Origin of the sequence: Mesorhizobium sp. C089B, from assembly GCF_030323125.1 — a bacterium.
In the GTDB taxonomy this organism is placed as follows: Bacteria; Pseudomonadota; Alphaproteobacteria; order Rhizobiales; family Rhizobiaceae; genus Mesorhizobium.
Genome location: NZ_CP100469.1, coordinates 629,045 through 643,063, shown reverse-complemented (window position 1 = coordinate 643,063; position 14,019 = coordinate 629,045). Strand labels below are relative to the sequence as shown.

Annotated in this window: 11 protein-coding genes and 1 pseudogene; 7 read left to right on the top strand and 5 right to left on the bottom strand. The window is 62.2% G+C overall.

Annotation, left to right across the window (positions count from 1 at the left end):
• The first annotated feature begins 176 nt into the window (after positions 1 to 176).
• Complete coding sequence (locus NLY44_RS03255; RefSeq protein WP_023694762.1) at positions 177 to 629, top strand: nucleoside deaminase; 453 nt, start codon at positions 177 to 179, stop codon at positions 627 to 629.
• A 28-nt stretch (positions 630 to 657) separates the two neighbouring features.
• On the opposite strand, the gene NLY44_RS03250 is transcribed toward NLY44_RS03255, so the two are convergent.
• The 3 genes and pseudogenes from NLY44_RS03250 to NLY44_RS03240 form a co-directional block, all read right to left on the bottom strand.
• Positions 658 to 1,341, bottom strand: coding sequence for a hypothetical protein (locus NLY44_RS03250; protein ID WP_023805018.1), 684 nt, complete (start codon positions 1,339 to 1,341; stop codon positions 658 to 660).
• Between the two features lie 200 nt (positions 1,342 to 1,541).
• Positions 1,542 to 4,522, bottom strand: a pseudogene (gene ileS, locus NLY44_RS03245) (isoleucine--tRNA ligase).
• Positions 4,523 to 4,754: 232 nt separating this feature from the next.
• Positions 4,755 to 5,558: a MipA/OmpV family protein gene (locus tag NLY44_RS03240; RefSeq protein ID WP_023805016.1), complete on the bottom strand. Its 804-nt coding sequence runs from the start codon at positions 5,556 to 5,558 to the stop codon at positions 4,755 to 4,757.
• A 211-nt stretch (positions 5,559 to 5,769) separates the two neighbouring features.
• On the opposite strand from NLY44_RS03240, the gene NLY44_RS03235 reads away from it, so the two are divergent.
• From NLY44_RS03235 to NLY44_RS03220, 4 genes are all read left to right on the top strand, one after another.
• Positions 5,770 to 6,075, top strand: a complete 306-nt coding sequence (locus tag NLY44_RS03235; protein WP_023671538.1) for an ArsR/SmtB family transcription factor — start codon at positions 5,770 to 5,772, stop codon at positions 6,073 to 6,075.
• Positions 6,072 to 6,554 carry an SRPBCC family protein gene (locus NLY44_RS03230; protein ID WP_023730459.1) on the top strand — a complete coding sequence of 161 codons (483 nt, stop codon included), beginning with the start codon at positions 6,072 to 6,074 and terminating at the stop codon, positions 6,552 to 6,554. The genes NLY44_RS03235 and NLY44_RS03230 overlap by 4 nt, the downstream gene beginning before the upstream one ends.
• Before the next feature lie 12 nt (positions 6,555 to 6,566).
• The gene (locus NLY44_RS03225) at positions 6,567 to 6,980 is read left to right on the top strand and encodes an MAPEG family protein (protein WP_023805014.1); all 414 of its coding nucleotides are present in this window, start codon (positions 6,567 to 6,569) and stop codon (positions 6,978 to 6,980) included.
• Between the two features lie 133 nt (positions 6,981 to 7,113).
• Entirely contained in the window at positions 7,114 to 7,668 is a 555-nt protein-coding gene (locus tag NLY44_RS03220) for an HdeD family acid-resistance protein (RefSeq protein ID WP_023671535.1), read from the top strand.
• Positions 7,669 to 7,697: 29 nt separating this feature from the next.
• On the opposite strand, the gene NLY44_RS03215 is transcribed toward NLY44_RS03220, so the two are convergent.
• Both NLY44_RS03215 and NLY44_RS03210 read right to left on the bottom strand, forming a co-directional pair.
• Positions 7,698 to 8,681 carry a bifunctional riboflavin kinase/FAD synthetase gene (locus tag NLY44_RS03215; protein WP_023805013.1) on the bottom strand — a complete coding sequence of 328 codons (984 nt, stop codon included), beginning with the start codon at positions 8,679 to 8,681 and terminating at the stop codon, positions 7,698 to 7,700.
• Between the two features lie 9 nt (positions 8,682 to 8,690).
• Positions 8,691 to 9,551, bottom strand: coding sequence for a TIGR01459 family HAD-type hydrolase (locus tag NLY44_RS03210; RefSeq protein ID WP_023805012.1), 861 nt, complete (start codon positions 9,549 to 9,551; stop codon positions 8,691 to 8,693).
• A gap of 337 nt (positions 9,552 to 9,888) precedes the next feature.
• On the opposite strand from NLY44_RS03210, the gene NLY44_RS03205 reads away from it, so the two are divergent.
• Positions 9,889 to 11,805, top strand: a complete 1,917-nt coding sequence (locus NLY44_RS03205) for a TadE/TadG family type IV pilus assembly protein (protein WP_023805011.1) — start codon at positions 9,889 to 9,891, stop codon at positions 11,803 to 11,805.
• Positions 11,806 to 11,996: 191 nt separating this feature from the next.
• Entirely contained in the window at positions 11,997 to 13,970 is a 1,974-nt protein-coding gene (locus NLY44_RS03200; protein ID WP_023805010.1) for a TadE/TadG family type IV pilus assembly protein, read from the top strand.
• Positions 13,971 to 14,019 lie beyond the last annotated feature (49 nt).

Sequence of the window (14,019 nt, the reverse complement as noted above, 5' to 3'; positions counted from 1 at the left end):
CCTTTGCCTTGTTGCGCTGCTACAGCGTGGCGCATCCTTTCGGACGCGCAAAGGACGCTATAGCGCTTTGATTTGGCGCATGATCATTTCCGAAAATCTGTTCCGATATTCGGGTTGACGCGCTCCATAACAGGATCACCGCCAAGTGGCGAGGAGATAATCGGAATGGAAACCGCGTGAAGCGGCCGGATTTCATGGCGCTGGCGCTGAAAGAGGCGCAAGCCGCCGCCTTGCGCGGAGAAGTTCCGGTTGGCGCCGTCATCGCCAGCGGCGACACGGTGGTGGCATCCGCCGGTAACCGCACCCGCGAACTTGCCGATCCGACGGCGCATGCCGAAATGCTGGCCATCCGCGCGGCCTGCCAAACGCTCTCCAGCGAGCGGCTGACCGGCCACGACCTCTATGTGACGCTGGAACCCTGCGCCATGTGCGCCGGCGCCATTTCCTTCGCCAGGCTGCGCCGGCTCTATTTCGGCGCGGCCGACGAGAAGGGCGGCGCGGTAGTCAACGGCGTGCGCTTCTTCGCTTCGCCGACCTGCCACCATACGCCCGACATCTATCCGGGCATGGCCGAGGCCGATGCGGCGCTGCTGCTCAGGGAATTCTTTCGGGAAAGACGCGAAACGTAGAGCCTTCAGCTACCGAAGGCGACGGTTCCTACCAGGAGGGCAGCCAGTCGAAGAGCCCGCCGCTCTTGCCCTTGGCGGCCGCTTCCTTCTTGAGGCGGCGTTCCTTCTTGTATTCATCCTCGCCGAGTTCGCCCTGCGGCGCCGTGTCGGAGGCAGCTCGATAGGCCAGGGGCGGCTCGCTCAGGTATCTGCGAGTGTTGGGATCGCCCTGCTTTTGCTCTGCATTGCGGCGCTGGATCTCGGCGGCGCGGCCCTTGTCTGAGTCCTTCGGCGACCAGGCCGGGGGGTGGCTTGATCCCGAATCCGCCAGCGCCTTCTTCACGGAAGCCGGATCGGTCTGCACGTCGTCGACGATCCCCGATTGATAGGACGGGTCGTCCTGATGGGCAGTGGCGTCGGCACGCAGACGGGCGCGGCGCTGCTCGGGCGATTCGGGCCATTCGGTGCTGGCCGTCTCGATGCTTTCCTGTGGCGGCGGCAGCACTTCCTTCTGCCCCGGCGCCGGCTTTACCAGCTCCGGACGCGGCCTGTAGTCGATCTGTTCCTTGTGCTTGGGCGTGATCGCGAAGGCGCCGGAAAGGTCGCCCGCAAGCTGCTCGCCAGCCGTCTTGTCGGTGCCGTAGGTCGGCGAACCCATGCAGCCGGACAGAGCGAGGCCGGACACGACAAGCGGCGCCAGCAGCGCAACGCGCGCATAAGTTCTCTTGGTCATGCCAAAAAGTCCCACTCTAGACAGCCTCTCGATCGCCACCGGCCGAAGGTCCGGTCCCCATCGTCCACGCTCTTGCGACGGAATTCCGGCGACAATTTGTCTTCCGGAGTTTCGTCTGTTTAGCTGAACCACTCGTTAAGGGCAACGCGCGGGCGCTTTTCACCCGCCCGCCGTGGCATTTGTGCACCGGCTTTGAGCACTCACAAACGTCCCAGAGCCTTGAGTTCATGCAGCACGGCGGCATCGCGGGCAGACACGTCGGGGAATTCCACGTCCTGCCCGACATCGGCGGTATAGCGCCACGAACGCGCGCATTTGACCAAGCCGCGGTCCTCGGCCTTTTCGACCACCACCGCGACACCTTTGACATCGTCGAGCGCAAAGGCGCCTTCCGGCGCCTTGCCGTGGGCGATGACGAGATCGCTGGTGATCGCCATTTCGGCCATGTCGACATCGGCGATCGCGGCTTCAAGCGCGGCATCGTCGAGGGTCACGACCGGCACGGCTTCCAGCGAGGCACCGATGACCTTCTGAGCGCGTGCGATCTCGAGCGCGCCGGTGACGACGCGGCGAACCTGCCGCACCTTGCGCCATTTCTCAGCCAGTGCCTCGTTCTTCCAGTCGGCCGGAATCTCGGGGAACTGGTCGAGATGCAGCGAGACAGCATCCGGATGACGGTCGAGCCAGGCTTCTTCCGTGGTGAAGGGCAGCATCGGCGCCAGCCATTTCACCAGGCAGTCGAAGAGGTGGCGCACCACTTGCACCGAGGCCTTGCGCTTCACGCTGGCGGGTCCCTCGCAATAGAGCGCGTCCTTCCTGATGTCGAAATAGAAGGCCGACAGCTCGACCACCATGAAGTCGAGCAAAGTGCGGGTGATGCGTTTGAACTCGAACGCGTCGTAGCCCGAGCGCACGACCTCATCGAGCTCGGCCAGCCGATGCAGCATCAGCCGCTCCAGTTCCGGCATCTTGTCCAGCGGCACCTCCTCGCCATCGTCATGGGCGAGCGTGCCCAGCATCCAGCGGATGGTGTTGCGGAGCTTGCGGTAGGCGTCGATGTTGGTCTGCAGCACGTTCTTGCCGAGACGCTGGTCTTCCCAATAATCCGTCGTCACCACCCATAACCGCAGAATGTCGGCGCCGGACTGCTTGATGACGTCCTGCGGCACGACGGTGTTGCCGAGCGATTTCGACATCTTTCGCCCCTCCTCATCCATGGTGAAGCCATGGGTGACGACGGTGTCGTAAGGCGCCCTGCCCTGGTACCGCAGCTTTCGAGCAGCGAGGAGTGGAACCAGCCGCGATGCTGGTCGGAGCCTTCGAGATAGACGTCGGCCGGCCATTTCAGGTCCGGACGGTCTTCCAGCGTGAAGACATGCGTCGAGCCCGAATCGAACCAGACGTCAAGGATGTCCATCACCTGCTTCCATTTGGAGGCATCGTGATTGCCGAGGAAACGCTCCTTGGCGCCGGCAGCGAACCAGGCGTCGGCGCCTTCCTGTTCGAAAGCATCCATGATGCGCTGGTTGACGGCTTCGTCCTTCAGCACGTTGCCATCCTCATCGGCAAAGACGGCGATCGGCACGCCCCAGGCGCGCTGGCGTGACAAGACCCAATCCGGGCGTTCCTCGATCATGGCGCGGATACGGTTCTGGCCGGCCGCCGGCACGAAGCGTGTGTCGTCGATCGCCTTCAGCGCACGGCTGCGCAACGTCGTGCCGTCGCCGAGGTCCTTGTCCATATAGACGAACCATTGCGGCGTGTTGCGGAAGATGATCGGCTTCTTCGACCGCCAGGAATGCGGGTAGGAATGCTTCAGCCGGCCGCGCGCGAACAGCGCGTTGCGCTTGATCAGTTCGTCGATGACCGCCTGATTGGCATTGCCCTTCTTGCCGTTATCGTCGATGACACGCGCGGCGCCACCTTCGCGATCCGGGCCAAAACCCGGCGCGTCCCTGGTGAAGAAGCCGGCATCATCTACAGTGAAGGGGATGGCAGGGTCGATGCCACGTGCGCGCAAATCCGATGCCGCATCCATCCAGGCATCAAAGTCCTCGCGGCCATGGCCGGGCGCGGTGTGGACGAAACCCGTACCGGCATCGTCGGTGACATGGTCCCCGGCAAGCATGGGTACGGCGAATTCGTAACCACCGCCGAGACCTTTGAAGGGATGTGAAAGTGTAAGGCTTCCAAGCTCTTCGACCGAAACGCTGCGAAGCCGATTCAAGGTGACCTTGGCCTTGGCCGAGGAGTCTTCGGCAAGCGCATCTGCAAAGATCAGCTTCTCACCGGGCTGTGGACCGAACGAATTTTCGGCTGCGGTAACTTCATAAAGGCCGTAGCCGATCCGTGACGAATAGTTGACGGCACGGTTGCCGGGGATCGTCCACGGGGTTGTCGTCCAGATGACGACGTGGGCGTTGTCCAAACGTGTAACGCTTTCCGGAACGCGCATGGACGGTGCAGCGTCTGATACAAAGTGCTCAACGCTCCAAAATCCTGACACAACTGGAAACTTCACCCAGATCGTGTCGGACTCATAGTCCTGGTATTCGATCTCGGCCTCGGCCAGTGCGGTGCGCTCGACGACGCTCCACATTACCGGCTTGGAGCCGCGATAGAGCTGGCCCGACATGGCGAACTTCAACAACTCCCCGGCGATGCGCGACTCCGAGTGGAAAGCCATTGTCGTATAGGGGTTCTTGAAATCGCCAACGACGCCGAGCCGCTGGAACTCGCCGCCCTGCACCGTGATCCAGTTCGCGGCGAAGTCGCGGCATTCCTTGCGGAACTCGTTGACCGGCACCTCGTCCTTGTTCTTGCCCTTGGCGCGGTACTGTTCCTCGATCTTCCATTCGATCGGCAGGCCGTGGCAGTCCCAGCCTGGCACGTAATTGGAGTCATAGCCGCGCATCTGGAACGAGCGGGTGATGACGTCCTTGAGGATCTTGTTCAGCGCGTGGCCGATATGGATGTTGCCGTTGGCGTAGGGCGGGCCGTCATGCAGCACGTATTTTTCGCGGCCGGCGGCCGCCTCGCGCAGCTTGGCGTAAAGGTCCATATCCTGCCAGCGCTTGACCAGCAGCGGCTCTTTTTCAGGCAAGCCGGCGCGCATCGGGAAATCCGTCTGCGGCAGATAAAGCGTCTTGGAATAGTCGATCGTTTCAACAGTGTCGGTCATTGGTCTGCCATATGCATTGCCCGGCGGGCGTAAAAGCTCGGGCGTGAACTATCATGATTGGAAAAGCGCGAGGGGGCGCGCAAAACTCCCGGCGGCTCCGGCGGCGCTCAGGCCGCCCGGAACACCGGGCCTGTAATTCGTATCGTCAGCGCGCGAAGGCGTGAAAAGCTCGTCATTGCCGGGCTTTTAGCGGAGAAAGCCGCAGGAATAAAGCGTCTCTTGTTCGATTCACTTACATCGCGAAGTCGAAGCGATAGGTGGTCGAGACGCCGACCGTGAACTGGTTACGGTCGCCGCGCTCCTTGACCAGGCTGGAATCGGCGGCCGGGCCCATCAGGCGCGCATATTCGCCGAACAGGCTGGCGGTCATCGGATCGGTCACCTTCCAGGTGATGGCGCCACCAAGGCCGGTCGATTTCAGGCCGCCGCCAGGATGGTATTCGCTCAGGCCCGAGGCCGCAGCCTCCTTGGCGTTGACACCATAATAAGAGTCGAAATAGCCCGACGAGGCAAAGGACACGCGTGGTCCGCCCGAAATTCTGACAGTCGGCGTCACGTCGTAGAAAGCATCGGCGGCGATGTCGGCGACAAAGCCATCATGGGCACGAATGCCATGGCGCAGTTCGGCGCGGGCGCGCAGCCAGTCCGTCGGATAGATTTCGAAGAAGCCGCCGACCTCACCGCCCCAGCGCACCGGGTCGAGGCCCTTGAGCTCATCCTTGCTGTCGCGGGAAAACAGGAATTTTCCGGTCAGGCCGGCGCGGACGCCGCCATCGTCGACCAGCGCCAGCGAGATGTTGTCGTTGCGCGAGCTAAAGCGCGCGGCCGGGCCGGCCTTGCCCAGCGAGATGATCGGCGATGCGCTGAGCAGATAGCTGTTGGAGCCCTCGAATTTCGGCGCGACCATGCCGGTGGCGCCAAGCGTCAGGTACCAGTCGCCGGACATCCAGCCGAAGGCACCCTCGCCCGCATTGGCGGTGGACACAGTGAGCAGCGCCGAGGCGAGAAACAGCGGAATCGTCCAGACAATACGCATCACCACCCCATACGCGAAACAAAACGGAGAGAACACCCGGCAGCCAAAGCCATGGCGCCGGTTCGGTAAAATTTGACTTAAAATCTACAGCAGTGGCGGCAACTGCGACCCTGTTTTTGCGCTGTGGCCCATTTGAACAGGGCGCCGCCGGGCCTGTGGCGAGTTGACAGAAATAGCGAGGTTGCCTAAATTCGCGTTAGTGCAGACTAACATGAACAGATGGACAGCGCTTGGCGACCCGACCAGGCGGACGATCTTCGAACTGCTGGTCGAACAACCCTGTTCGGTCGGGGAATTGGCTCGTGCGCTTCCTGTCACCCGGCCGGCGGTCTCGCAGCACCTGAAGGTGCTCAAGGACGCCGGCCTCGTGGCCAACACACGGCTCGGCAAGCAACGCATCTACCGGGTCGATCCGGAAGGCTTGGCCAGCCTGCGCGCCGAACTCGACCGGTTCTGGAGCAAGACCTTGGCGGCCTACAAAGTGGTCGTCGAACAGCCCTTGAAGGAGCAGGAATGAGCACACATCAACCGCCCGTGAGGCACTCCATCCTTGTCGAGGCTCCGATCGCACATGCCTTCAAGGTCTTCACCGAGGACTTCGGCAGTTTCAAACCCAAAGAGCATAACCTGCTTGCGGTGCCGATCGCGGAGACGATCTTCGAACCCCGCGTTGGCGGTCACGTCTACGACCGCGGTGTGGATGGCAGCGAGTGCCGCTGGGCACGAGTGCTGGCCTACGAGCCGCCGAACCGACTGCTTCTGAGTTGGGATATCAGCCCTCAATGGCAGATCGAGACCAATCCGGACAGGACCAGCGAGTGGGAAGTCCGGTTTACGGCGGAGACGAATAGCCGGACCCGCGTCGAGATCGAGCATCGCAATCTCGAACGTCATGGCGAAGGCTGGGAAGGCGTGCGCTTTGGGATTGACGGTGATCGAGGCTGGCCGCTGTATCTCAGGCGATTCCAAGATCTTTTTGCCAGCAAGGTGACCTGAAGGAGCACAATTATGGAACCCTATTGGCTAAGCATCCTCGGTGTACTGATCCTCTGTCTTTTGTCAGTCGCGCTGGCGGTTTACTCGGGTTCGTCCAAGGGATTTGCCGGAGCGCTTTCCGGTCCTGTGATCCCGGCCGACGACGCCAATCTCCTCTACAGGATCGACCGCGTGCATATGAACTCGGTCGAGGCGCTGGCGCCTTTTGTCGTCCCGGCGGTGCTGGCCATGATGGTTGGCGTTGGATCGGCCACGTTGGCGACCATTGTCTGGGTTCATGTGGCGATACGCCTGCTTCACCTGGGGGTTTACCTACGCGGCGGCAATGCCGCCAAGGGTGGCAGTGTCAGAACGATCGTCTACATCTCTGGAGCGCTCGTCACGCTTGTCCTCGTCCTTGTGACTGGGTGGACTGCCATAAGTTGACACATACGCGCGAACCTCAAGCCGCGCCACCGACGCTTTGTTTGTTTGGTAGCCGTCGCCATCGGCTGGACGTCCGCTACAGCCGGGGCTAACCTCCCGGCAAGGTGCCAGGCGATTTCGAGGAGATGCAGCCATGACCCTGCACGGTGATACCCTGAAAGATGCGATCGGCCGGACACGGGACAAATGGGGGTGGTTCGTCGCGCTCGGCGTGCTGCTGCTCATCTTCGGCGGCATTGCCTTCGGCAATCTGTTCATCGCCACCGTCGCCTCGGTCTATGTCGTGGGCTGGCTGATGCTGATGGCCGGCATCATCGAGATCGTGCATGCCTTCGGCGTGAAGACCTGGAGCCGCTTCTTCTATTGGCTGCTCAGCGGCCTGCTTTATGCCGTTGCCGGTTTCTTTGCCTTCGACAATCCGCTGCTGGCCTCGACGGTGCTGACCTTGCTGCTGGCGGTGGCGCTGGTCGCTTCAGGCGCGCTCAGGGCCTGGGTCGGCTATAGCCACCGACCGGAAAAGGGCTGGGGCTGGGTCGTCGCGGCGGGCCTGATCAGCGTGCTGGCGGGGCTGACCATCGCCATGGGCTGGCCGGTCAACAGCCTGTGGGTGCTCGGCCTGTTCCTGGCCATCGACCTGATTTTCCAGGGCTGGAGCTTCATCGCTCTCGGACTGGCGTTGAAGAAGTAGGGACTTGAAGAGGTAAGCGGCCGGAAGGCTCAAAAAGCGATGGCGCCGTCCAGATCCGAAAGCGGCCTGACGCCGGCCAGCAGCGCGCGCGCCTCCGCCTCGTCGCGCTTCATTTGTGCCACTAGCGCATCGAGCCCATCGAACTTCACCTCGGGGCGCAAAAAGCCGAAGAACGATACGTCGCAGATCTCACCATAGAGATCGCCGGCAAAGTCGAAGACGAAGGTTTCGAGCAGCGGCGCGCCATTGTCGTCGACAGTCGGGCGACGCCCGAAGCTGGCGACACCATCATAGAGCGTGCCGTCGGCGCGGCGAAAGCGGACGGCATAAATCCCTTCCTTCAGAGTCGTTTCCGGCGAAAGCCTCATGTTGGCTGTCGGGAAGCCGAGCGTGCGGCCTAGCTGCTGGCCGCCGATCACTTCGCTTTCGACGGTGAAGCGGTAGCCGAGCAGGCCTGCGGCCTCGGCGACCTCTCCCTCGCAGAGCAGCTCGCGGATACGGCTCGACGACACGACCTCGGCGCCCTCGTCGCGAAAGGCGTCGACCAGGGTGACGCCGAAACCATGGCGCTCGCCTGCCGCCATCAGAAACGCAGGACCGCCCTGCCGGTCCTTGCCGAAGTGGAAATCGAAGCCGGTCACGGCATGGGTGATGCCGAGGTTCGTCTCCAGTACATCGGTCACGAAAGCCTCGGCCGACAGGCCGGCAAAGGCGCGCGTAAACGGCTGTTCGACGAGTGCGGCAAAGCCCAGATGCGACAACAGCCGCGCCTTCATCGGCGGCGGCGTCAACACGAACAGCGGCATATCCGGCCTGAACACCTTGCGCGGATGCGGCTCGAAGGTCAGCACTAGCGCCGGCACGCCGCGCCGCCCGGCTTCGGCAAGCGCGCGATCGAGCACCGCCTGGTGGCCGCGATGGACGCCGTCGAAATTGCCGATCGCCACCACGCCGCGGCGCAAATGCGGCGGCAGCGGCGCGGTTGCTGAAATGTGTTCGAAAGCTGCGCTCATGCAGCAACCCTACCGCAGTCTCGGAATGACGGCGACCGGCCGGTAGCCGTGCTTTTGCAGAAAGGCTGCAAGCCTGGCGGGGTCCGGCTGCATGGGATCGCCATAGTCGCGCGCGTGAATGCCGCCCGAGACGTAAAGCACGTCGATGCCGTTGTCGGCGGCGCCCTTGACGTCGGTCATCATGCCGTCGCCGATGGCCAGCACCTCGGAGTGCGCGACGTCGCGGCCGAGAAGCACGGCAACCTCCCGCAGCGCCACGTCATAGACCGGCGCATAGGGTTTTCCCGCGATCAGCGTGCGGCCGCCAAGCTGGGCATAGTCGCGCGCCAAGGCGCCGGCGCACCAGATCATGCGCTCGCCGCGTTCGACCACGATGTCGGGATTGGCGCAGATGAAAGGCAGGTTCCTGGCGCGCAGCCGGCGCAGCAGATCGGCGTAATCCTCAGGCGTTTCCACCTCGTCGTTGAACAGCCCGGTGCAGACCGTGCCGGAGGCCTCGAACTCCTCGACGAGCTCGACGTCGAGACCGTCATAGAGGGTGAAATCGCGGTCGGCGCCGATATGGAAGATTTTTCGTGGACCTTCGGCGATAAGGTCGCGGGTCACATCGCCTGAGGTGACGACGCGATCGTAGGCGGCGGCGGGAACGCCGATCGCATTCATCTGCGCCACCACATCGGCATTGCGGCGCGGCGAGTTGGTGATCAGGACGACCGGGACCTTCGCCGCACGCGCGGCGGCAAGCGCTTCGGCAGCCGCCGGAAAATGCCATTCGCCATTGTGGATCACGCCCCAGACATCGCACAGGATGGCCGAGTAGGCGCCCGACAAATCCGCGAGCGAGCCGATGATGTCAGGCGAATCCGCCATGCCGTTTTCCTGCTGTGACGATCATTGCGAGAGCTGCAGCCGACGGTCCGCCGCAACCGGCCCCGCATTAACCGAAGCGTTTCATCCTGTCACCAGCTTTTCGGCACTTGCGAGGCTGTTGCGCAACGGGCTGATCGAAGGTTGCAACAGGCAGGAACCACCCTTCTCCGAGCTTCGGTCGATCGAAACAATGTCGCACCGCTGATCACCAGGGCCGAGTGGTTAACGAGCCTTGAAAAGATGGCCCTATGTTGAACGCAGTTCAGCAACCTGAAATTTAACGATTTTGTGGGCATCTTCGGACTGATATTGGGGTCCTGGCAGGGGTGCTGAAGGCATGATCCGCAGATTTCTGAACGACAGACGCGGCAACTATGCCTTGATGACAGTGATCACCATGGTGCCCTTGATGGGCGCGCTGGCGCTTGCCATCGACTACACCGACCTCCTGCGTCAAAAGCAGAACATGCTGAATGCGCTGGATGCCGCCGGGATCGCCACGGCGCAGCAGATCGTCGCCGGGGCGACCGACGCTGCGGCCAAGACCTATGCCAAAGTTTTTTTCGAGGGCAATCTCGGCCGCGTCAAAGCAACCAACACGGCGCTGACCGTGACACTGCCCAACAACAACACAGGCGGCGGCACGCTGAAGCTGTGCGCCACTTTGACGTTCCACCCTTATTTCCTGCCGGCAGCGGCCATGATGATCGGAAGAACCGCCGCCGACGTCACAACGTCGGCATGCTCGGAGATCCGTCTGAAGAACACGCTGGAAGTGGCGCTGGTGCTCGACAACTCCGGCTCGATGGACCAACTGGGGCATGGGTCCAACGAGGTGCGGTTCACCTTGCTCAAGAAAGCCGCCAAGCAGCTGGTCGATCAGCTGGCCGCCCAAGCGCAACAGATGAGGCAGGTCACCAGACCGGTGCAGTTCAGCCTCGTCCCCTTTGCAGCCTCCGTCAATGTCGGCCCGACAAATGCCGACGCACCGTGGATGGACACGACAGGCGTTTCGCCCCTCGACCAGGAGAACCTCGATTGGTCGACGCTTACCTCGGCTAACTCCCCAAACCAGTACGCACAAAAGTCCGGCAACTACTATTATGCGAAAGGCTCGGCCTGGGATGCGACGCAGCTGAACCAGGTGCTGACGCGCTTCTCGATCTACAAATGGATGAAGCGCATTTCATCGTGCAAAACCTCAAACGGCGTCTGCACGTCCAATATAGTTTACGCACCGATTGCGACCTGGGGCGGCTGCGTCGAATCGCGTCCCTATCCTTACAACATACAGGATACGGCGGCTTCGACCTCGACACCGGCGACGATGTTCGTGCCAATGTTCGCCCCTGACGAGACCGACAATACCCAGAGCAAGAGCGGCCACCTTCTCCCCGCAAACAACAACTGGCACCTCGATATAACGTCAGGCACCGACTCTATACGTCAGAAATACATGCCGAAATATTTCAACGCCGGCGTCGGAAACAAGGTGACGCCGGCCTACGGGTCCAATGCCGGGCCGAACGCCAGCTGTAGCACGACCCCAATCACGCCGCTGACGGATGTGTCACCCGACGCCGGGGCGGCGGTAAAGAAAGCTATAGACGACATGGTCGATGTTGGCGCCACCAATGTGCCGGAAGGAATGGCCTGGGGCTGGCGGACCCTTTCGCACGCGGCGCCGTTCACGGGCGGCCGGCCCGAAACCGAAAAGGGCAACGACAAGGTGCTGATCGTGCTGACTGACGGTGCCAACACTTACTACACGCCAGACAGTGTGAGCGCTCAGCAATACTCGGGCACCGACTACCAGTACGGCGGCAACGACCTCGCCGGTAGCAAGGCCCTCTATTCGTCTCTCGGGTACCTCGCCTATCCCGGCCAGACCAAGCCCTTCAACAGCGCCTACACCTATGGCCGTCCGTTCCTCGGCACCACCACCAACGTCAGCAAGAGCGACTATTCGAATCCCAACTACACCAAGGCGATGAACGAGCACTTCGCCACGCTCTGCGACAATGCAAAGTTGGCCGGCGTGATCGTCATGACGATCGCGCTTGACCTCGACGCAAGCAAGGCCGCCGAGTCGGCACAGATGACTGCCTTGAAGACCTGCTCGTCGAATTCTCGCTTCCGCAAGGATGTGGCCGGCAATCCGGAGAAGCTGTTCTATAACTCGACGGGTGCCACGCTGTCGGACGATTTCAAGAAAATCGGCGACGAACTGTCCAATTTGCGCATCGTCAGCTGACCGGCGTAATCCAAAGGAAAACGAAGCGCCACTTCTCCAGCGGGGCGTTTTGCGTTCGGCAGCTGGCGCATTTGGTTAGCGCCTGGTGAAGCGCTATCCGCGCAATCGAGCAGTTTCCCAAACCCGTCCTTCAACGTTTTGTGAAACTGTGGCGGCATTGAAGAATCCGCAGGCGGGGCCGCTTACATCACATGCGTGAACTCTGGCGCACATTCCGGCGTGACTTCTGGCGTGACCGCCGCGGCAATTACGCTCTGATGACCGTTGTGGCGATGGTGCCACTGATGGGCGGCGTGGCAATGGCTGTCGACTACACCGGCGTGGTCAGCGAGAAGCAGAGGGTGGTCAACGCACTCGACGCCGCCAACTTCGCCACCGCGCGCCGGCTGGTGGAAGGCGCCACCGACGACCAGTTGCGGGCCTATGCGCTCGACTTCTTCAAGGCAAACCTCAACGACGTCGATCCCGCCGACACGACGCTCAGCGTTACGCTGCCCAGCAGCACGACCGGCGGCGGCATCGTCAAGCTGTGCGCCAGCCTGGTCTACAAGCCCTATTTCCTGCCGGCAGCGGCGATGCTGATCGGCAGGACGTCGGAAAACGTCACCTACTCCGTGTGTTCGCAAGTCCGGCTGAAGAACACGCTGGAAGTGGCCATGGTGCTCGACAATTCGGGGTCGATGTCGAACACGGGCACGGGTGCCGGACAAAAGCGCATCGACCTTCTCAAGCAAGCCGCCAAGCAGCTCGTCGACACGCTTGCCTTGCAGGCCGCGATGATCAAGCAGATCGACAAGCCGGTCCAGTTCAGCCTTGTGCCGTTCGCCGCCTCGGTCAATGTCGGCGCCAGCAACGACAACGCGTCGTGGATCGACGCCTACGGGCTGTCGCCCATCCACAATGAGAATTTCGCCTGGTCCACGCTTAACGCAGCCGACAAATATGCCCAGAAGATCGGCGGCATCTGGTACAAGAAAGGCACTGGCTGGGGTGAGCAGGAGGGGCAGATGCTGACCCGCTTCTCGCTCTACCGCGACATGAAGGTGGTCACCAGCCACGAGCGCATCGTCGGCAGCAAACGCGTGGTCTGCGACAAATATCGTGCCAATCATACATGCTCGGACAGCCACAACGAATACGACTACAACGACACATACGGACCGTTCGCCAGCTGGCAGGGCTGCGTCGAGGTCCGTCCCTACCCCTATAATGTCACCGACGCGCCGGCCTCCGGCGGACCGAACAACACCGGCACCGGCGTCGGCGATCCCGCGACCATGTTCGTGCCGATGTTCGCGCCAGACGAGCCGGGCAATCATTGGTACATAACGCAGGACCCCGACGAGGTGGCCCCCAAGACCTATGGCGCAGCCAACAGCTGGTGGAACGACGATCCGGCGAGCACCACCGGCAAGACCAGGCAGTCCAACATGGCCAAGTATTTCCAGCCACGGCCGATCAATGCTCCGGTGCTGTCGGCCGGTGCCGGTCCTAACTACAGCTGCACGACGACACCGATCACGCCGCTGACCGACGTCTCCAACACCGCCGGGCTGACCAAGATCAAGGCTGCGATCGACCTGATGGCGCCGAACGGCTTCACCAATGTGCCGGAGGGCATGGCCTGGGGCTGGCGCACCGTCTCCAGCACGGAGCCTTTCACAGGAGGACGTCCTGAGACGGAGCGCGGCAACGACAAGGTGGTCATCGTGCTCACCGACGGCGAGAACACCTACGCGGTGCCCAGCAGCGATCCCGCCGGCAACAAGTCGACCTATGCCGCCTATGGCTATACCGGCGTCGGCTACAACGGCACTGCGGTCACCCGCCTGTTCGGCGGCACGTCGAGCGCCATCGGCCAGCTCAACTATTCGTCGAGCAACTACACCGCCGCCCTCAACGAGCAGATGGCGACGCTGTGCAACAACGCCAAGGCGGCCAACATCATGGTGATGACGGTGGCGCTCGATATGTCGACGACCGACGCCGGCGACAAGAGCGCGATGGAGGCACTGAAGACGTGCTCGTCGGACTCGCGCTTCCGCAAGGATCCGACCGACCCGAGCAAGCCTGCAAAACTGTTCTGGAACGCGACCGGCGCCACGCTGTCCGACAATTTCAAGGAAATCGCCAACGAGCTCTCGAACCTGCGCGTGGTGAGCTGAGGGTTGAAGCTGCTGATCTTCCCCACCTTGCGGGGGAAATTGGCGGCTT